Here is a 19,659-nt window from a genome sequence, read left to right on the forward strand (position 1 = left end):
CCTTTCCTAACTCAAAAATAAAGTTTATCTAAAAGTTTAAAACTCTAAAAATAGCTAATTACGCTCTATTGTATATATGTTGCAATTCACATTTCACAATTACAGATAAAATTCTTGCAATGTCTTTAAAATGATTATGAAGAATTATTTTTGCAATATATATAATTAATTATATCAAAATCCAGTTATTTTCTCTACTTAATATTTGATTTTGATATGTATATTTCATTTTTTCCCATGTATATAAATTCATTAAACCTCTAATATATATATGTATATACTAAATTATGAATGGAGTGATGTTATCCATGTGGTTTGATGCACCTTCACAAGAAGTTCTGCAAAAATTAAATGTTAATCCTGATGTTGGCCTTTCCGAATCAGAGGCAAAAGAGCGCCTTGAAAAATATGGAGAAAACAAATTAGCTTCTCAAAGTAAAAAGAGCCTTTGTCAGCTATTCTTATCCCAAATAAACGATGTTATGATTTATATACTTTTAGTTGCAGCAATTATTTCTGCATTTATGCACGAATATAGTGATACAATCGTCATACTGCTTGTAATTTTAATAAATGCTTTAATAGGGGTTTTTCAAGAATCTAAGGCAGAAAAATCGCTCGAAGCATTAAAAAAACTATCTACTCCAAAAGCCATAGTTAAGAGAGATGGTATTATAAAAGAAATACCTTCTGAAGAGGTTGTTGTAGGCGACATTATTATACTAGATGCTGGAAGGTATCTCCCTGCTGATTTACGATTAATTGAAAGTGCCAATTTAAAAATAGATGAATCAGCATTTACTGGTGAATCTGTCCCTGCTGAGAAAGATAGTAATGTCACACTTACAAATAATAACATTCCTATAGGTGATATGATAAACATGGCATTCATGTCCACTCTAGTGACTTACGGACGTGGAACTGGTGTTGTTGTAAATACTGGAATGAATACACAAATAGGAAAAATAGCTGATATGCTAAATAAAGAAGAGGATAATACTACCCCCTTGCAACGAAGACTTGCATCTCTTGGAAAAACTTTAGGCTTTGGAGCTGTAGGTATTTGTATATTGATCTTTGTCATATCGATGTTTCAAGGACGAGATTGGTTCGAAATGCTTTTGACAGCTATAAGCTTAGCTGTTGCTGCAATTCCTGAGGGCCTTCCAGCAATTGTTGCAATAGTACTAGCAATGGGTGTACAGCGAATGATAAAACAAAATTCTATAGTAAAAAAACTTCCAGCCGTTGAAACTTTAGGATCTGTTAATATCATATGCTCTGACAAAACCGGAACCTTAACTTTAAATGTAATGACAATAAAAAAATGCTGTATAAATAATAAACTTGTATCTATTGATAATTGCGATCTGGGTGATAATGATACCAAATTGTTGTTTGAAGGAATGATTTTATGCAATGATGCTACTTCAAAAGATGGTAGTAAAACAGGGGATCCTACTGAAATAGCTTTACTAGATGCGGGAATTAAATATGACTTATATAAAGAAGATTTAAGCATAGATCACTCAAGAGTTGATGAAATTCCTTTTGACTCCGATAGAAAACTCATGACTACTGTAAATAAATACGATTCACATTTTAAAGTCTTCACAAAAGGAGCTATTGATAATTTACTTAAACTTTCAAATAAAATCTTATTAAATGGAGAAATAATTGATTTTACACAAGAAAAAAAGGATGAAATATTAAAGATATCTAATTTAATGTCTGACGAAGCCTTACGGGTCCTCGGTTTAAGCTATAAAGACATAAAGGATGAAAGTATCAGCATAGATTCCCTTGAAAAAGATTTAACTTTCGTAGGATTAATGGGAATGATAGATCCTCCTAGAGAAGAAGTTAAGCCATCAATTGCTTTATGCAAGCAAGCTGGAATAACTCCTATTATGATAACTGGAGATCATAAAAACACTGCTTTTGCGATTGCAAGCGAACTTGGAATTGCAAATAATATAAATGAGTGCATGACTGGTGCCGAAATTGATAGCTATAGCGATGAAGAATTTAATAAAATAGTTAACAATTATAAAGTATTTGCTAGAGTTTCTCCAGAAAATAAGGTTAAGATTGTAAAAGCATTTAAGTTTCATGGGAACATTGTATCTATGACAGGCGATGGTGTTAACGATGCCCCTTCTTTAAAGGCTGCTGATATAGGTGTTGCTATGGGTATAACGGGGACTGATGTCGCTAAAGGTGCTGCTGATATGATTTTAACTGACGACAACTTTACTACAATAGTAAAAGCTGTAGAGGAAGGAAGAAATATTTATGCAAATATAAGAAAAGCTATAATATTCTTATTATCCTGTAACTTGGGTGAAATAGTTTCTTTGTTTGTAGCTATTCTATTAAATTTTGATCCACCATTATTACCAATTCATATTTTATGGGTGAATTTAATAACAGACAGTTTTCCTGCTCTTTCTCTTGGTGTAGATCCAAAGGATTCAAGCGTAATGGAGCATCCTCCTAGAAATCCAAAAGAATCACTTTTTGCAGAACACATGGGTTTATTTCTAGCTTTAAATGGTGTGCTAATTGGCGGTGTAACATTAGTTGCCTTTCTCCTTGGTGAACATCTATATATGAGTTCTCTGGTTCATGCTCAAACTTTAGCTTTTGTGGTTTTAAGTTTCTCCCAATTATTTTTTTCACTCTCAATGCGAAGCAGAGAAAAATCACTTTTAAAGCTTGGAGTATTCACAAACAAGTATTTGTTATTATCAATTTTACTTGGTATATGCATTCAATTTTTAATAATTATAATTCCATTCTTCGCTGATGTATTTAATGTATTTATTTTAAGTGCCAGAGATTGGCTTCTAGTAATATGTATCTCTTTAATACCATTTTTACTTAATGAAATATTTAAGTTAATTAAATATCATAGATAGGTATTCGGTAATTAAAATATTACATTTATTACAATATTTTAATGATCATTTTTTATGAATATTAACAAACTTTTTTTATCTTTCTAATTATAGTTGAAACAAGACAATATCTATAGTACAATCTATCATATAAAAGGGATTTAGGAGGTATTAAAATGATAATAAAATGTATAGATAATGATCTTTGTTCAACTTTAACTTTAAATAAAGAATATGTGGTCATAGAAGAAGCACCTGAATATTATGTAATTATTGATGATAAAAATGATGAAACAACTTGCAGAAAATCAAGATTTGAAATTATTGAAGATGGTGGGTTAACTAAGAAAGCTAAAGCTACTATTACAGAACTAACTTACCAATTAGAAAATGATTTTAAAGACATAAAACAATTTTCAATTAGAAAAAATTCAAAAGGTGAAATTAAAGAAATATCTGTAAAATTTAAATATATATAAAAAAAGTTCTGCCATTTGGCAGAACTTTTTTAATGCATAATTTACAATGTACAATACGCAATTAAGGATGAAATTTTCAAAATTTTTAAATATATATTTTTAAAACTCCAAAGGAGTTTTCCCCATGATTGTGCATTGTGAACTGTGAATTGTAAATTAAATTAGTAAATTAACATTATATTCTTCGAGCCAAATATTTACTTGAATTAAGAAAGCAAGCAATTGTGGTCCAGTCATTAGTTGCCCATACCATGGAGCTTTATATGATTCTCCTTTTGTTAATATTATCTCTCTAACTACATTTTCATCAATAATCTCATGAATTGGCGAAGATTTTTTATCCAAAATCTCAGTTATCATCTTACATACAATATCTGTATAAACTGGATTATGTGTCTTAGGATATGGACTCTTCTTTCTATATATAATATCATTTGGCAATATTCCTTCAAAGGCTGCTCTTAGCAATCCTTTTTCTCTGCCTTTATATAATTTTACATCCGCTGGTAAGTTGAACGCATAATCAACCAATCTAATGTCGGCAAATGGAACTCTTGCTTCTAATCCATTATACATACTAGTCCTATCTTTTCTTGTAAGAAGCTGAACCATGAACCATTTTAGATTTAAATATGATACTTCCCTCATCCTATAATCTCTCTTACTCTCCCCATCAAGATGAGGTACTTTACTTAGAGATTTTTCATATTGTGTTCTAACTAATTCTTCTAACGGCATATTTTTTAATTTCTTATTAACTATAGCCTTTCTATCATTAACAAATCTTGACCATGGGAATGTATCTAAATAGAACATTTCATCCCTTGTAAACCAAGGATATCCTCCAAAGATTTCATCAGCACACTCCCCTGTAAGTCCAACTACAAAGTCCTTGCGAATTTCTTTACAAAATAGAAGCATTGATGAATCGATATCTGCCATACCTGGTAAGTCTCTTGATATTACAGCATCTCTTAATGCAGCTGCTAAATCTGAATGATTCAAAACTACTTTTCTATGATCACTATTTATAAATTTTGCCATTTCTTCTGACCAGTATTCATCTGATGTAGGTTGAAATAATGATGCTTTAAAATACTTTTCATTATCTTCATAATTAATAGCGTAAGTAGTAAGCTTCTTTCCCTGTTTTCTAAATTCCTCAGCAGCTATTGCTGATATAATTGAAGAGTCTAGCCCTCCTGATAGGAATGTACAAACAGGCACATCTCCAACTAATTGTCTCTTTACTGCATCTATTAATAATTCTCTCGCATGAACTATTGCCTCTTCTGCTGTTTCATGAAATTCTTTTGCTTCAACTGTCCAATATTCCCACTTTTTAATATTTCCATCACCTGAAACTAATAAGCAATTGGCTGGTGCAATTTCTTTTATATTCTTAAATACTCCGCTTCCTGGTATTGTCGCAGGTCCAAGTCCAAATATTTCAGTTAATCCTTCCATATCAATTTCTCTTTTAACTCTTGGATCTGCTAAAAGAGTTTTTATCTCAGAACCAAAAACAAGGGTATTATCATGAACAGTGTAGAATAATGGCTTAACCCCCATTTGATCTCTAGCTAAAAAAACTTCTCTTTTATCTTCATCAAAAACTCCAAATGCAAATATACCTATAAGCTTATTGACGCAGTCCTTCCCCCAACAAATATACGATGTAAGCAATACTTCAGTATCTGAATAAGAATCAAAAGTAAATCCTTTAGCCTTTAATTCTTTTCTTAAATCCTCAGTATTATATAGCTCACCATTATAAACTAATGTGTATTTTTTACCCTCAAATATTTTAGTCATAGGTTGCAATCCACCTTCTGGATCTACAACTATAAGCCTTCTATGGCCTAATAAAACATTTGGAGATATATAATATCCTTTTGCATCAGGTCCCCTCTTCTCCAAAGTCTTTATCATATTATTTAATATATCTTTATCTTGTACTATATTCTTTTTAAAATTTACTAATCCAGCAATTCCGCACATCCATTTCACCTTCTAATAGTATTGATACTATTAAAATATGCACCTTTAAAAAAAGTGCGACAGCACATTAAGATCTTTACACATTTAAAAAAAGTGCGACAGCACATTAAGATCTTTACACATTTATAAAAAGTGCGATAGCACAATTAAGATCTTTACACATTTGAAAAAAGTGCGATAGCACATTAAGATCTTTTTTACTTTAAAAAAAGTGCGACAGCACATTAAGATCTTTTTACATAAAAAAAGTACGCACAGTTAAAGAAATCACGAAGTGCAATTAAGACCATTTAAAAATTAAAGAGCGCGCGAAGCACAATTAGGAACTTATCAAGTACAATCATAATCTTTACGCATTTATAAAAAGTACTCAAAGTGCGAGTCACAATTATGATCATTTCACCTCTAAAAAAGCACAAAGTTCAACCAATATCATTTCATATCTAAAAAAAGCGTGAACCACAATTACGAGATTATCAAGTACAGTTAAAAACTTTACGCACAAAAAAGTGCGCTGTCCCCCAAAATGCTTTTCCTATTTATAAAAAGTACATCACCTATGAAAGTGAAATTACATTCAAAAACTTCTACATCTAAAAATGCTATAAAGAATTATAAACTTATATATTTGATAAACATGAATACTATTTCTTATCTGTAACATACTAGATATGTATATTTAAATATAGAGAGAAGGTAAAATAATTGAATGTTGCAAACAATTACCAAGCAAATATTGACTTAATTCATTCAAATTTAGTTGTAGATAAAAGTTTCGATATCGTTGAACGAAAATTTGTTGTTGGGGGAAGAAGCTCTGTTTTATATTTTTTGAATGGTTTTATTAAAGATGCTATCATGGAGGAAATATTAAAATCTTTCTTTAAGATAACACCTGAAACAATGAATTCATACAAAACAATTGATGACTTTATCAATAATAAAGTTTCCCACGTATCTGTTAAAACTGAAACTGATTTAGACAAAATTTTAATCGCATTATTATCTGGCCAAACAATAATGTATATTGATGGTTATGATTCATTTATTCTATTAGACTTGCGTACTTATCCTGGCTCAGATTCATCAAAACCTGAAAAGGAAAAAACTTTAAGAGGCGGAAGAGACGGCTTCATTGAAAAATTAGTATTCAATGCTGGTTTCATTAGAAGAAGAATAAGAGATCCAAGACTAGTTTTTGATATACACCAAGTTGGTGATGTCTCAAAAACAGATGTATGTATTGCATATATAGATGGAGTAGCAAATAAAAAAGCTCTTAATTTAATCGTTGATAGCATATCAAAAGTAAATATAAAAGCCTTAACGCTTTCTGACCAAAGCTTAGTTGATGTAATGTGTACAAAAAATTGGCTTAATCCATTTCCAAAGGTAAGATTTACAGAAAGACCTGATGTGGCAGCTGCACATATAGTTGAAGGTAAAATAGTTATTATTGTGGATAATTCTCCAAACGTAATAATTCTTCCAACTGGAATTCTTGATTTTTTACAAGATGTAAATGATTATTACTTCCCACTATTCACTGGAAACTACTTAAGACTTGTTAGGAATTTCGTAATGTTAGCGACCATATTATTAACTCCAGTCTATTTGATGATTGTAAATGGTAATATTTTTATACCGAGTTATTTTGACTTCTTGAAACCGCAAGAAGAATTTGCTTTACCTCTGCTCGGACAATTTATGCTTTTAGAATTTGCTGTTGATATATTAAAACTGGCCGGTTTAAATACACCAAGCCCACTTGGAAGTGCAATGTCTCTGATTGGTGGTTTAATCCTTGGTGATTATGCTGTAAAAACAGGCTGGTTTATTCCTCAGTCTATATTATATATGTCCATTGTTACCATAGGGGACTTTACTCAACCTAGCATAGAAATGACTTTTGCTTTAAAATTTGCAAGAATGATTTTACTTGTACTTTGTGGCTTCTTTGGTTTCTGGGGATTTTTAGGTGGTATTATATTCATTCTAGTAGTTATGGGAAGTACGAAAACAATAGCTGGTGATAAATATTTTTATCCTTTAATACCATTTAACTGGAAAGCTCTTAAAAATTTATTATTCAGAACAAGAATATCAAACGATGTACAATAAGTCATGTAAAAAAAGTGATAAGTTAACATAAAACTTATCACTTTTAATTTATAAATTTTCACTTGTCTCTTTTAATTTGTCACTTATAAAAGTCTAGTTCCCTCTTTATCCTGTGTAATTAGTTTTTCTCTCATTAATCCGCCTAAAGTCATTTTGAAATAATTTTTACTTGTATTAAATTCTCTTTTTATATCTTCAGGCGATGATTTATCATTATAAGGCATAAATCCACCATTTGCTTTTAAATAGTTAAGTATTGTTTCACTTAATTCACTTCTTGCTTCTAACCTTTTCTTTCTTGTTGTAACTCCAATAGTTCCATCTTCATAAATTCTCTTAACTCTTCCCTTTATTTCTTGACCAGGATATATGTACTCAAAATGTTCATTAGCTAATATTAATCCTCTATATTCACCATCTATTGCAACATTTAAGGTCGCATTCTCATTTATTTCATAAACTATAGCATTTACTTCATCAGAAACTTTATATTTACCTTCTTCTGCTATATCTAAATAAGAGTGTATTCTAGTAGTTGCCGCTAATCTATCAGTTTTATCTACATACATATAAAATAGATACTTTTTTCCTTCTTTAAGCTTGTAACTTTGCTCTTTTAATGGGACGAATAAGTCTCTTTCAAGCCCAAAGTTTACGAATGCCCCAATGTTATTCTGGCTTACAACTTCTAGATAACCAATCTCTCCAACTGTTAATAATGGTTTTTTTAGAGTTGAAATCATCCTATCCTTTGAATCTCTATAAATGAATACTTCTAATTGGTCGCCTTCTTTTATTTCATGTCCTTTTGCCGCACTGTTTGGAAGTAAGACCTCATCACCAAAATTATCTTCAAGATAATATCCAAAATCTACTTTTTTACTTACTTTTAATTTACTATATTGCCCTACTGATATCATTTTTAATTTCCTCCATTAGTCATAACACCTTAATCGATGTTACCTTCTTTATTACTTTTCTTGAGTCTTCTATATATTGAAATTAACTTTATACATTGCTATCATCAATTGGGTACTCACCTTACTAGAACCTTGAATTTAAATTTATTACTATACAATATGATAATAACTTGTATCTTTTCTTTATACAAAACATGTTAAATCTAAATTACTTGAAATCTTTACTCAATTCCAGATAACTTATATATGATTTCTTAATTCCTTCAATTTCTTCTTGTGTTAACTTTCGTATCACTTTTGCTGGATTTCCAAGTATCAAAACGCCATCTTCAAATTCTTTATTTTGAGTTATTAAACTTCCTGCTCCTATAATTGTATTATTGCCTATTTTTGCTCCATTTAATATTATTGATCCCATGCCTACTAAAACATTATTTTTAATGGTGCATCCATGGATTATTGCGCCATGCCCTATAGTACAACAATCTCCTATAACTACATTATATCCATAATCAACATGTACCACACAATTTTCTTGGATGTTTGTATTTTCTCCTATAGTTATTGATGCTTCATCACCTCTTATAACAGCACCAAACCATATATTTGCATTCTTCTTAATAGTTACATCACCAATTATCACTGCTGTTTCTGAAATATATAATTCGCCTTCTAAATTTGGTTCTTTATCTTTAAAACTTTTTATCAATAATTACCACCTCATCAAATACTAAAGTTATTTTATCATTACTTTTATGTTATTGTCATTATTTTAATAACTTATTTAATAATATATACTATAAATAATTTTTAGAGGTAATAACTTTGGGCAAAAAAAAATCACCTAAAAATAAGCTTAATATAGATGATCTGAATTTTTACTATGGAATTCCTCATGCTCATTGCAATTTTTCCACTGGACATGGAACTCCAATTGAAGCATTTGATTATGCACGACATAATGGCCTTAACTTCCTTATCTTAACAGACCATAATAATCATTTAACAAAAACAATAAAAGTAAAAAGCTCTGAGCTAAGTAGATGGGATGCGCTAAAATATTTAACTGCTCGTTATAATAAAAAACATGAAAACTTTTTAGCTGTGGTAGGTTTTGAAAGTAAAACAAATCCATTTGGAGATATTAATGTAGTAAATCCAAATAGGTTCTTTACTGGAACAGTAAATAATATGCAATTACTAGTTTTATGGATGCTTAATAATCCTAATGCATTTATTTCAATTAACCATCCTCACAAAACAATAACATATTTAGAATACAACTCTATTTTAAATAAACTAATAACTTCAATAGAAGTTGGAAATGGATCTTATCCAAACAAGTATTTAAGATATGAAAAATATTATTACCATTTACTCGATAAAAACTGGAAACTAGGCGCAATCAATGGTCAGGATAATCATAGATTAAACTTTGGTGACGATGAAAATTTAACATGTATAATTGCAGAAGAACTTACAACTCAGTCTCTAGTCGATGCTTTTAGAAAACGACGCACTTATTCAACAGAATCCAGAACTTTAACTATGTACTTTACAATAAATAATGAATTCATGGGCGATATAATACCTATGGAAGATGATAATTTACAATTTTCAATTTTTGCTCATGATCCTAATCACAAAATATTAGAAATTGATATAATATCTACAGGTGGGACTATAATAAAAAAAGTATCTAACTTGAATTTAAATAAAGTAAAATACTTGTATTCTCACGAGCCCCTAAAAACTGAGTCGTGGTATGTAATAAAGATAACACTGGACAATAACAAAATCGCTATCAGTTCTCCCATTTTTAGAGGTCAAGAATAATATTGTTTATATACTTAAATATATATGTTGCAATTCACAGTGCACAATTCACAATTACAGCTAAAATTCTTGCAATATTTTTAGAATTATGATGAAGATTTTTTTGCAACGTATATATATTCTTAAAAAAATAATTCATATAAAAGGAAATAGAATATATAATTTCAAAACATTTACATTGTTATAAATCATACATTCTATTTCTTTTCTATGTTTCTATTTATTTTTTTTAACTCTATTTGGTTTAGCTTTTGGCTTAATCACTATTTGCTTTTCTTTTTTCTTAAGTCCACCTCTTTGCGTAATATCCATGAACCATAAGAAAAATAGAACTGCAAAAATAGATAATCCACTTGAAATATAAGTATTTGATTGACCTACGAATATTTGGGCTGCAAATAATACTGCAGCTATCGCTAAAGGTATCCACTTATTTATACGCACTTTACCAAATATAAATTTTTTGCATAGTGCATAAGCTACAAATATAACAAGAAGCATTAATACAAATAAAATAATTGATGTAAAAAGATTCATCTACTCACATATCCTCCTATAAAAAAGTCTATATGGTTAATGATAATTTATATATAAACTATTATCAAGCATTCCTTTTAATTGGTGTTGATTTCATCAGTATACATTATAATCAAAAAGTAATAAATTTTATTAAAATATCAATATTATAATTTTTTTTTAACAAATTTATAGTTTTATCTTTAATTATTCGCACATATTTGATAAAATAAAAAAAGTATATGATATAAAAGATATGAGGTGATATAATGAATTTAATTTCAAATAATCATTTAGATGAATTAGATTTACAAATACTTGACTTGTTAATAAAAGATTGTAGAACTCCTTACTTAGAGATTGCCAGGATATGCCATGTAAGTGGTGGTACTATCCATGTAAGAATGAAAAAAATGGAGGATCTAGGAATAATAAAGGGTTCTAGAATAATATTAAATCTACCTAAACTAGGATACGATGTATGTTGTTTTGTAGGTATCTATGTTGATAAAACATCTTCTTTTAACTTTGTATTCGACCAAATGTCAAACATAAAGGAAGTAGTTGAATTGCACTTAACTACTGGTGATTATTCCATGTTTGCTAAAGTTGTATGTGCTAATATTTTAGATTTACAGAATGTTTTACTCAACAAGATAAATAACATTGATGGAGTACAAAGAACTGACACATTTATTTCTCTATCTCAACCTATAGACAGAAACATATCATTAGAATAATTATAAAAAATAGAATAAAAACACATTTTTATATGCATACTAAAGGTATCTTATAATAAGGAGTGTGTTTTTTATGAAAATTTTAAATTCAATTTCACTTGCCCTTATAATTATAGGCGGCATTAATTGGGGCTTAATAGGTTTTTTTAGATTTAACTTAGTAGATTTCCTTTTTGGAAGTTTTTCAATGTTATCTACAATAATTTATTGTTTAGTTGGAATTGCTAGTCTATATTCTATCTCTTTTTTCGTTCAAGAAAGATCTAGAGTATAATGCAGCATAATAAATATTAATATTATATTTGTTAAAATAAAAATGACTTAAACGCTAATTCTATCGCTGCTAATCTCAATATAATATTTATTTATACTTAAGCCTTATACATAGTGATAAGAAATTTTTAATGTAAAATTAATATTTCTTTAGCTATGTTTTGATATATAATGGAATAAATTATTAATACTTATATTTTACTAGGAGGTTAGTATACATTTGCGTACAGTATTAAATTTTAATTTTTATAATTTAATATATTTTTTTGTATTCTATTCATTCGCTGGCTGGTGCCTCGAAGTCTTGTATTATTTTAAAAATGAACGTAGGTTTGTTAATAGAGGATTTTTATATGGTCCCTTTTGTCCTATATATGGATTCGGCGTCTTATTTCTTGTAGTCTTTCTTGATAACTACAAAAATAATATTTTCGCCTTATTCTTCTTAGCCTGTTTCTTTACAACAGTCTTAGAATATATTACTGGTTTTGTATTAGAAAAAGCATTTAAGACAAAGTGGTGGGATTATACCGACGATCCATTTAATATACATGGTCGTGTTTGTTTACTTTATTCTCTACTCTGGGGAGTTGGTGAGGTAGGCATAATTAAGATAATACATCCTATAGTGGTAAACATAATCAATAATATTCCCAAAACACTTGGTGAGGTATTTATTTTCTTTATTATTATTTATTATCTTATTGATTTTAGTTTAACTATAGCTTCTTTAATGCAATTTGAAAAAATGTCTTTTGCATTTCAATTTGTGCCAGCTAATTTTTTATTTGATAAACCAAGTTCTTTATTGAATTTCACAAAAGAAAAAGCTGTTGGTAGGATTAGACACTTTGAATCATTTTTTAGTAAGTTAAAAATGAATTTATATAATAAACAATCAAGACAAAACTTTTCAAGCATTTCTTATAGATCTTTAAATATTTTTAAGGCTTTAAGAGATAAATTAAAAAGAGATTAAGGTAAATGCTTTACCTTAATCTCTTTTAGGCACATGAAAATAAATAATAAGTCCAAAGTTGCCATGGATATTTTTCATTAGGCAAGGCGGCAAATTGCCCTCATAGCGGATCTATTAGGTCAATTTGCCAACGTAGCATAATGGGAAATAGGCTGGCAAATGGACTTGTTATTTATTTGATTGTGCCTTAGTATTTATTTCATGCTTTTAATTTCATCGAATAATTCTATAGCTGCATTTCTTGGTCCATTTTTTTCTTGCCCTTTTACTCCTAAACAAGTTCTAATTTGTCCAACTTTTACTTGTCCATTTTCAAACATTGTCTTAAAATATTTTTCTATCAAAATATTTGTTTCATCCTGCTTTTGCGCTGGTCCAAATGGATTTGCAAAAAATGACTCTACTAACCCCTTCTCCGTTGTTGTTCCCTTCGCCATTCTAGCACCTGCTTTAAATACTTTAATGGCTTCCTCTGGAGTTTTAAAGTAATCTAAATATTTTTCTCCTTCATTAACGCCGTCGTAGTTATTAGCATAGAAGAAAAAGTCTATTGGATGTCCCTTTGATATTTCCTTATATGATGCTACTGGTACTACAAGTCTAGCATTGACCTTATCAGGATTCATAAATATACTTCTATCCATTTCTTTAAAGGCGTATCCTTGATCTAAATCATCTAATCGGACAAATGCACCAATCTCAGTTCCATATCCCTTAATTAATCCATCCTCTATTTTAAAAGTTCCCATATCATCAAAGATAATAGTCATATCTGAAATATAATCTTCGCTTAAACTACGAAAAGCTTCTAAACTTTCAGATTTACCTGCTCCGCTATCTCCCATGATAACAACGTTAGCTTCATCTCCGCTTTTTAAAATAATATTTACCATCGAACCATGTATTGGCAAATATCCTCGCTTTATCATTATTAAGTTGTATAATGTTAATGTCATCTTCTTTATATAACCAAAATAATCTATCTTTTCTGAATGATTCACATATCCAAGCATTATATCATTTTGAACATCATCAAAGAACACAGTTTTTAGGTCTTCATCGTTATCTTTAGCTCCAAATACATAAATAATATCAGGCTTTCTTCCCCTTGTTTCTTCACTTCTAGCCATCTCGAACAGATTACACAAAGTTATTCCATGCTCCATAAAATCTCTATGGAAATAAATGAAAGTAAGTAATCCGCCTATTTTAGCTGGATAACAAAACCAATGTTCTTTATTTATTTGTGCATACTTTAATGGATTATATTTTATCTCTGTGAACATTCCATCTCTTGTATTCTTTTTAGGATAAGTTATAAATGGTGTTTCTAAAAGTATATGATCAATAAATGGTACTTCCTCTAAAGCTTCATATCCATTTGGTCTTACCCATTCCATCTCATGAATCATTATGCAGGCATTTCCACCAGCTGGTATTTGTCTATAAACTTTTGGCTGATATCCTGCAACATGCTGTTCAATTTTTCTGTACAAACTTAGAATTAATGTAGAAAAGTTAGCATTTGCTTCTGTAAAACTAACTGCTGCAAGTCCTTGTTGAACCTTATATCTATGAACTATTGTATATCTTTCAAGTTTTCTCCAAAACAAATAGAAATCTTCTATAAATACTACAAACTTGTCTCTATCCTCTAATAATTTCGAATATGAGTCACTAATCTCTACAATTTCCTCAACACTCATAACTGTTAAATATTTTATTACTACAGTTAAATCTCTTCTAATATCTATAAGACTATCTGTATTTAATGTCTTACTTAAATATCTGTATGCTACTGAATTTTTCTTTTTAGCTCTTCTTAGATAAACTTCTAAAATTCGTCTAAATCCATCACTTTCTAGTATAGCCTCAAAGCTATTACAGTACTTTGCTGTAAAGTTTATCATCACTTTGTCATTACTCATAGAAAATTCTTTCTTCATTTCATGGCCCCCCATATGAATTTTTTCATATTTAAATATTGCATTTTTTATTTCAAATTCCACATATTGAAATAATTATATCACACTTTTTGCAATATTCAACCTTTGCATTTTTCATTTTAAAGATTTTTTCACCTAAAAATTAATTGAGTTCATAAGAAATTCCTTAAATTAAAATTCAATAAAGTTAGTTCCTCCACTCCTATCTGACTATGTTATAAAAAAGCTCAGAAAGCTCATTATATGAATATTATATTGCCTTTTCACAAATTTGTTCGTGTTTTATTCCAACTTTTTATTTTTCTTTTGCTTACATTTAGAACAATTTCATTTCCGTTACATTTCCTTAAATGGTAGAATTATATTAAAACTATGTAATCAAGGAGACAACTTTTTATGAATAAAAATAAATATAATGTAAAAAAATATTTACTAACTTTTCTTGCAATTCTATTATTTTCATTTTCCATAGTAAGTTGCGGCCTTACAAAATTCAATTCAAATAAAGCCAGTAACGCTGATCCAAACAAGATGCTTGTTCACTATATAGATGTAGGCCAAGGTGATTGCATTCTCGTTCAAGTAAATAACAAAAATCTTTTAATAGATTCTGGACCTAAATCTGATAGAAGAAAACTCTTTAACTATTTATCAGGGCTAGACTTAAATAAATTAGATTATGTAATTGCAACTCATCCACATGAAGATCATATTGGTAATATGGATGATATAATAAAAACTTATAGTATAGGAACTTTCTATGCTCCAAAAGTTGAATCTACTACCAAAAGCTTTGAGGACATGGTAGATGCTTTAAAAGATAAAAATTTAAAAGTACATGTATTGAAAAACAATAGTACTTCTATTGACTTAGGTGAAAATACCAAAGTAAATGTCTTTTCTCCTAATAAGGATTTTTATGATAATTTAAACAACTACTCTCCTGTAATAAAAATTCAATATGGTAACACTTCTTTTTTATTTACTGGCGACGCCGAAAAGGAAGTAGAAAAAGAAATTCTTAATAATAATGAAGATATCAGTGCAGATGTGCTTAAAGTGGGACACCACGGATCCTCAACTTCTACTAGTAAAGACTTTCTAAAAAAAGTTAATCCTTCAATAGCAGTTATATCTGTAGGTAAAGACAATATATACAATCATCCTGATGCTATTACTACAAAATTATTAGGTGAAAACAATATAAAAACTTATAGAACAGATAAAGATGGAACCATCGTCATTTGCTCAGACGGCTCTAACATATCAAAAAAATAAATCAACATAAAAAAGGATGCTTCATTATATTAAAAGCATCCTAGCTGTTCTCAACGCATTAAAATAGACCCCAAAAACTTGGAGTCATTTAAAAATCAGAAATAAAATTTAATTATTTCTAAATTATTTATTTCTATTTTATTTATTTTGCAGTCATTAATTAGAATTATTATTCAATGAATTTTCTTGAATATCATATTCTTCTTCTAAATTTTCTAAATCTTCAACTTCATCTTCAGCGATAGCTTCTTCGATAATATCTTCAATATCTTCATAAATATATTTTTTCCAGTTTACATATATATAATATAAATTTATAACATCCTGCTCATTGTAAAGAAGAATTTTTTCTATTTTCTCTTCTGGCATTCTTTTGAAATAGCTTTTATCTTTCATAACTTTGTGAAAAGTTTTAGCTAGATTAGATCCGCTGATTACCTCTCCCTCTCTTACAATATCAAAAACTTTCTCTAACTTTTTAAGCCCAATAGACAATTTTTTATTCTTTTCATATTCCTTTTGGATATCAATCGAATCAAATTCTTCACTAAAATTATAATATATATTATTTTCTTTGAAAAGATAATTAATAACTGAAAAATCATTATTCCCTGAAAAAGTGATAATGGCCTTTTTTCCTTTTTGTTTCATCTTTATAAAATATTCTTTAGCGAGATACAGTATATGTGTCGCCTCATCTCTATCTTCAATCATATATTGGGTTACTAGAATATTATTATTTTTCTTATCATACTCACACGCCCCAAATACTCCAATACACTTAGGCTTCTTATATACATAATGCTCTAAATCAAAGAAGATAATTTCTTCTGGTGTATATTCTTTATCTTGAGACTTCATCATAAATTCTTCACTATATTCTTCAACCTTCACCTTATTTTCACGAATAATCACAGTATCACTCTTTTCTATAAGAATTGTATATCCTCAATGTCCAAATTGTATATTACATCCTTTCTTTCAACAACAACATTCACTCTTTTTATTAATTCTCGATCTTTCAATACTTTTTGCAAAAGTTCCTTAGTTGGATTCATACAATAAGGATGTTTTACATTTTTAAACATAGTATAATCGCCTGCTGTATCTCCATATGCATAACTATCGTTTAAATCTATATCATACTTTTTAACAAATTCATTTATCGCCTTCGATTTACTTTTACTATCCCACATTGGTGTAACTTGCCCTGTATATACATTTTTATCATCTATAATATATTTTGCACCTATATAATCTGTAAAGCCATATTTCTTGGCCATCTCTCCAACAAGTTCTGAAGGCGATCCGGATATTATAATTAGAGTATGATTATTAGCTTGATGCCACTTTATTCTGTCCCTCGTAAAAGTATATACTCTATCGCCCTTTTGTTCTACAACTTTCTTAGCTATATATTCCATTTGATACTTCTGTAATCCTTTAATTGACTCAACATATATATCAATCATTTTCAACAGATATTGATCATAATCGCCTTGCCTCTTATCCCACTTCATAAAGTAAGGCCTTAAATCATTATACCATCTTTCTGAACCTATAATTTCATATTTAACCATCTTTTTAAATACTTCTGTTATTAGTCCTTCTCTGTATAAAGTTCCATCTAAATCAAAAAACGCACCTATATTTGCCATTAACTCACATCCTTTTATACTTATTTATTATACTTTATTTTTTCATTTCAGAAAAGCTTATAAAATCTATCTGCTTAATTTAAATATATATGTTGCAATTCACAATACACATTCCAAGATTCACAATCACGACTTAAATTCTTGCAATATTTCTGGAATTACGATAAAGAATTATTTTTGCAATATATACTATAAATTGTATAAGTAAAAACACTACCAAATATATTTATTATTGATAGTGTCGTTAAAATTTATCCATGACTATTCTATAAAAGTTAGAATTTCATCTATATTCTTTCGCACTTTTTTTCTTATATTATCATTTTCTGGATATCCAACAGCCACTACTAGTCTAATTCTCTTTAATTTATTTATATTTAAAAGTTTTTTTAGTTCTTTTTCATTAAACCAACCTAAAATACAAGTACCTAAGTTTTGTTCTGTTGCTGCTAAACATATATGCTCAGTTGCAATCCCAATATCAACAGATCTATAATCTTGCTGTTTAATTAATGCTCCAGCACGTGAAGTTAAATTTCCACTTTCCTCCACTACTATTATAAAAGCTGGACATTCTGTAGTAAATTTATTCATAACTGCATCCTGTAAGCATTCTGAAACCTTAGGCACTAGCTCTTTATTATTCACTACTACAAAATGCCATGGTTGGCTGTTACATGCTGATGGAGCTAATCTTGCAGCCTCAATACATTTTACTAACTTTTCTTTTTCAACGGGTTTATTTAAATACTTTCTGCAACTTTGACGTTCATTTAATAAACCAATAAATTCCTTCATAAAACTTCTCCTAAATTCTTTATAATCTTTTATAAATCAATTTCTCCAAGACTTTCTTTCTTAACTAATCCTGGATTCCTTTTTTTAAACTCATCAACTGTTTTCTCATAATATATTTTTATGGTTGCCATTGTAGGTGACCCAAGAAGCATTCCAAAAGGTCCCCAAAAACCGCCGCCTATTGCTACTCCTAATATTATCCCTAAGGGACTGACTCCAACCTTTTTTCCTATAAGCTTAGGATCAAGGTACCAAGCATCAAAAAGATGAATACAAAGTAAAAGTATGAATACCATAAAAGCCTTCATAGGTGAAACAAAGATTGCAACTCCGGCACCGACTACTTCACCAATGAGTGGTCCAAAATAAGGAATCATATTAGTAATCCCTTCTATCAGTGCTATTAGTGGTGCATAGGGTTCCCCAACAATTAGTAGGCCTATAAGTGATATAAAACCTATTATTGCGGAATCAATTGCCTTTATCCCTATATAAACTCCTATCATTTTATTATAGGTTCTAATAAACGTAATTAACTTATTCCCCTTTTCTTCATTAAAAATCATGTATGTTATGGTTCTAGCACGTTTTAGTAACTTTTCCTTATCCACTAAAACATAAATTGAAATTAAAAAACCAAAAATCACACTAACTAAATTTGATGTAAATGATAATAGGTACATAATAAAATTTTGTAGTAGTCCTATTGTTACGCTTCCTATCTGGCTTGACATTTCTTGTAGCTTATTTAAAAGTCCCGCTTGTACAATTAGTGTCTTTATTCTTTCATTTTGAAGAAGAGCATTAATCCACTTTTGTATAATTTCCACATAGGCCGGCATTTCTTTAGTTATATTTACTATACTGTCTACTATACTTGGTATCGTAAAAAATAATATTATAATAATTAAAGCTATAATTATAAAATATGTAATCAATATTGATATTGCTCTTTTAGTTTTAAAATTATTCTCAAAAAAACTTACTACTGGATTTAATATATAAGCACAAATAATAGCATATATAAAAGGTGACATAATAGATAAAACTTTTCTGCCTATATCAAAGAAAAAATTATAATTATCTATAAGTTTATATCCAATTACACCTATTAAAGCAAATATTAATATATCCCTATACTTAATATTTCTATTTATAAACAATTAATCCCACATCCTTTCCATGCTTTTTTCAATTATACCATATATCACTTT

At 29.0% G+C, this 19,659-nt stretch carries 17 protein-coding genes; 8 read left to right on the forward strand and 9 right to left on the reverse strand.

Annotation, left to right across the window (positions count from 1 at the left end; genetic code table 11):
- Positions 1 to 308 precede the first annotated feature (308 nt).
- Positions 309 to 2,921: a calcium-translocating P-type ATPase, PMCA-type gene (locus tag ACJDTP_RS01290; RefSeq protein ID WP_406760263.1), complete on the forward strand. Its 2,613-nt coding sequence runs from the start codon at positions 309 to 311 to the stop codon at positions 2,919 to 2,921.
- A gap of 155 nt (positions 2,922 to 3,076) precedes the next feature.
- Positions 3,077 to 3,379 carry a hypothetical protein gene (locus ACJDTP_RS01295; RefSeq protein ID WP_011968378.1) on the forward strand — a complete coding sequence of 101 codons (303 nt, stop codon included), beginning with the start codon at positions 3,077 to 3,079 and terminating at the stop codon, positions 3,377 to 3,379.
- Positions 3,380 to 3,535: 156 nt separating this feature from the next.
- On the opposite strand, the gene asnB is transcribed toward ACJDTP_RS01295, so the two are convergent.
- The gene (gene asnB / locus ACJDTP_RS01300; protein WP_078116422.1) at positions 3,536 to 5,380 is read right to left on the reverse strand and encodes an asparagine synthase (glutamine-hydrolyzing); all 1,845 of its coding nucleotides are present in this window, start codon (positions 5,378 to 5,380) and stop codon (positions 3,536 to 3,538) included.
- A gap of 705 nt (positions 5,381 to 6,085) precedes the next feature.
- Between asnB and ACJDTP_RS01305 the strand changes: the two genes are divergently transcribed.
- Positions 6,086 to 7,501, forward strand: a complete 1,416-nt coding sequence (locus ACJDTP_RS01305) for a spore germination protein (RefSeq protein ID WP_406760264.1) — start codon at positions 6,086 to 6,088, stop codon at positions 7,499 to 7,501.
- Positions 7,502 to 7,584: 83 nt separating this feature from the next.
- On the opposite strand, the gene ACJDTP_RS01310 is transcribed toward ACJDTP_RS01305, so the two are convergent.
- Both ACJDTP_RS01310 and ACJDTP_RS01315 read right to left on the reverse strand, forming a co-directional pair.
- Positions 7,585 to 8,421 (reverse strand): CvfB family protein, encoded by an 837-nt coding sequence (locus ACJDTP_RS01310; RefSeq protein ID WP_077844733.1) that lies wholly within the window; start codon positions 8,419 to 8,421, stop codon positions 7,585 to 7,587.
- Between the two features lie 208 nt (positions 8,422 to 8,629).
- Positions 8,630 to 9,130 (reverse strand): gamma carbonic anhydrase family protein, encoded by a 501-nt coding sequence (locus ACJDTP_RS01315; RefSeq protein ID WP_406760265.1) that lies wholly within the window; start codon positions 9,128 to 9,130, stop codon positions 8,630 to 8,632.
- A 116-nt stretch (positions 9,131 to 9,246) separates the two neighbouring features.
- On the opposite strand from ACJDTP_RS01315, the gene ACJDTP_RS01320 reads away from it, so the two are divergent.
- Positions 9,247 to 10,257: a CehA/McbA family metallohydrolase gene (locus ACJDTP_RS01320; RefSeq protein ID WP_078116424.1), complete on the forward strand. Its 1,011-nt coding sequence runs from the start codon at positions 9,247 to 9,249 to the stop codon at positions 10,255 to 10,257.
- A 216-nt stretch (positions 10,258 to 10,473) separates the two neighbouring features.
- On the opposite strand, the gene ACJDTP_RS01325 is transcribed toward ACJDTP_RS01320, so the two are convergent.
- Positions 10,474 to 10,794 (reverse strand): hypothetical protein, encoded by a 321-nt coding sequence (locus ACJDTP_RS01325; protein WP_077844736.1) that lies wholly within the window; start codon positions 10,792 to 10,794, stop codon positions 10,474 to 10,476.
- A gap of 248 nt (positions 10,795 to 11,042) precedes the next feature.
- On the opposite strand from ACJDTP_RS01325, the gene ACJDTP_RS01330 reads away from it, so the two are divergent.
- The 3 genes from ACJDTP_RS01330 (at position 11,043) to ACJDTP_RS01340 (ending at position 12,765) form a co-directional block, all read left to right on the forward strand.
- The gene (locus ACJDTP_RS01330) at positions 11,043 to 11,513 is read left to right on the forward strand and encodes an Lrp/AsnC ligand binding domain-containing protein (RefSeq protein WP_078116425.1); all 471 of its coding nucleotides are present in this window, start codon (positions 11,043 to 11,045) and stop codon (positions 11,511 to 11,513) included.
- Positions 11,514 to 11,586: 73 nt separating this feature from the next.
- Positions 11,587 to 11,787 carry a DUF378 domain-containing protein gene (locus ACJDTP_RS01335; RefSeq protein ID WP_011968370.1) on the forward strand — a complete coding sequence of 67 codons (201 nt, stop codon included), beginning with the start codon at positions 11,587 to 11,589 and terminating at the stop codon, positions 11,785 to 11,787.
- Between the two features lie 219 nt (positions 11,788 to 12,006).
- Positions 12,007 to 12,765, forward strand: a complete 759-nt coding sequence (locus ACJDTP_RS01340; protein WP_077844738.1) for a putative ABC transporter permease — start codon at positions 12,007 to 12,009, stop codon at positions 12,763 to 12,765.
- Between the two features lie 194 nt (positions 12,766 to 12,959).
- Here the strand turns inward: ACJDTP_RS01340 and ACJDTP_RS01345 are convergent, their stop codons facing one another.
- Positions 12,960 to 14,711: a phosphoenolpyruvate carboxykinase (ATP) gene (locus ACJDTP_RS01345; RefSeq protein WP_406760266.1), complete on the reverse strand. Its 1,752-nt coding sequence runs from the start codon at positions 14,709 to 14,711 to the stop codon at positions 12,960 to 12,962.
- A 396-nt stretch (positions 14,712 to 15,107) separates the two neighbouring features.
- Between ACJDTP_RS01345 and ACJDTP_RS01350 the strand changes: the two genes are divergently transcribed.
- A complete protein-coding gene (locus tag ACJDTP_RS01350; RefSeq protein ID WP_406760267.1) occupies positions 15,108 to 15,989 on the forward strand; it encodes a ComEC/Rec2 family competence protein in 882 nt (293 codons plus the stop codon).
- Between the two features lie 156 nt (positions 15,990 to 16,145).
- On the opposite strand, the gene ACJDTP_RS01355 is transcribed toward ACJDTP_RS01350, so the two are convergent.
- The 4 genes from ACJDTP_RS01355 to ACJDTP_RS01370 form a co-directional block, all read right to left on the reverse strand.
- The gene (locus ACJDTP_RS01355) at positions 16,146 to 16,904 is read right to left on the reverse strand and encodes a ribonuclease H-like domain-containing protein (RefSeq protein ID WP_077840245.1); all 759 of its coding nucleotides are present in this window, start codon (positions 16,902 to 16,904) and stop codon (positions 16,146 to 16,148) included.
- Positions 16,905 to 16,918: 14 nt separating this feature from the next.
- Positions 16,919 to 17,647, reverse strand: coding sequence for an HAD-IB family hydrolase (locus ACJDTP_RS01360; RefSeq protein ID WP_017212749.1), 729 nt, complete (start codon positions 17,645 to 17,647; stop codon positions 16,919 to 16,921).
- A gap of 261 nt (positions 17,648 to 17,908) precedes the next feature.
- On the reverse strand, positions 17,909 to 18,445 hold the full coding sequence (locus ACJDTP_RS01365; RefSeq protein ID WP_406760268.1) for a nitroreductase family protein: 537 nt from the start codon (positions 18,443 to 18,445) through the stop codon (positions 17,909 to 17,911).
- A 29-nt stretch (positions 18,446 to 18,474) separates the two neighbouring features.
- On the reverse strand, positions 18,475 to 19,608 hold the full coding sequence (locus tag ACJDTP_RS01370) for an AI-2E family transporter (protein WP_406760269.1): 1,134 nt from the start codon (positions 19,606 to 19,608) through the stop codon (positions 18,475 to 18,477).
- Positions 19,609 to 19,659 lie beyond the last annotated feature (51 nt).

The organism is Candidatus Clostridium helianthi, from assembly GCF_045310795.1.
In the GTDB taxonomy this organism is placed as follows: domain Bacteria; phylum Bacillota; class Clostridia; order Clostridiales; family Clostridiaceae; genus Clostridium; species Clostridium helianthi.

Coding starts and splice junctions, on each gene's coding strand:
- ACJDTP_RS01290 (WP_406760263.1), top strand. CDS start 309: ATGTGGTTTGATGCACCTTCACAAGAAGTTCTGCAAAAATTAAATGTT.
- ACJDTP_RS01295 (WP_011968378.1), top strand. CDS start 3,077: ATGATAATAAAATGTATAGATAATGATCTTTGTTCAACTTTAACTTTA.
- asnB (WP_078116422.1), bottom strand. CDS start 5,380: ATGTGCGGAATTGCTGGATTAGTAAATTTTAAAAAGAATATAGTACAA.
- ACJDTP_RS01310 (WP_077844733.1), bottom strand. CDS start 8,421: ATGATATCAGTAGGGCAATATAGTAAATTAAAAGTAAGTAAAAAAGTA.
- ACJDTP_RS01325 (WP_077844736.1), bottom strand. CDS start 10,794: ATGAATCTTTTTACATCAATTATTTTATTTGTATTAATGCTTCTTGTT.
- ACJDTP_RS01330 (WP_078116425.1), top strand. CDS start 11,043: ATGAATTTAATTTCAAATAATCATTTAGATGAATTAGATTTACAAATA.
- ACJDTP_RS01335 (WP_011968370.1), top strand. CDS start 11,587: ATGAAAATTTTAAATTCAATTTCACTTGCCCTTATAATTATAGGCGGC.
- ACJDTP_RS01345 (WP_406760266.1), bottom strand. CDS start 14,711: ATGAAGAAAGAATTTTCTATGAGTAATGACAAAGTGATGATAAACTTT.
- ACJDTP_RS01350 (WP_406760267.1), top strand. CDS start 15,108: ATGAATAAAAATAAATATAATGTAAAAAAATATTTACTAACTTTTCTT.
- ACJDTP_RS01360 (WP_017212749.1), bottom strand. CDS start 17,647: ATGGCAAATATAGGTGCGTTTTTTGATTTAGATGGAACTTTATACAGA.
- ACJDTP_RS01365 (WP_406760268.1), bottom strand. CDS start 18,445: ATGAAGGAATTTATTGGTTTATTAAATGAACGTCAAAGTTGCAGAAAG.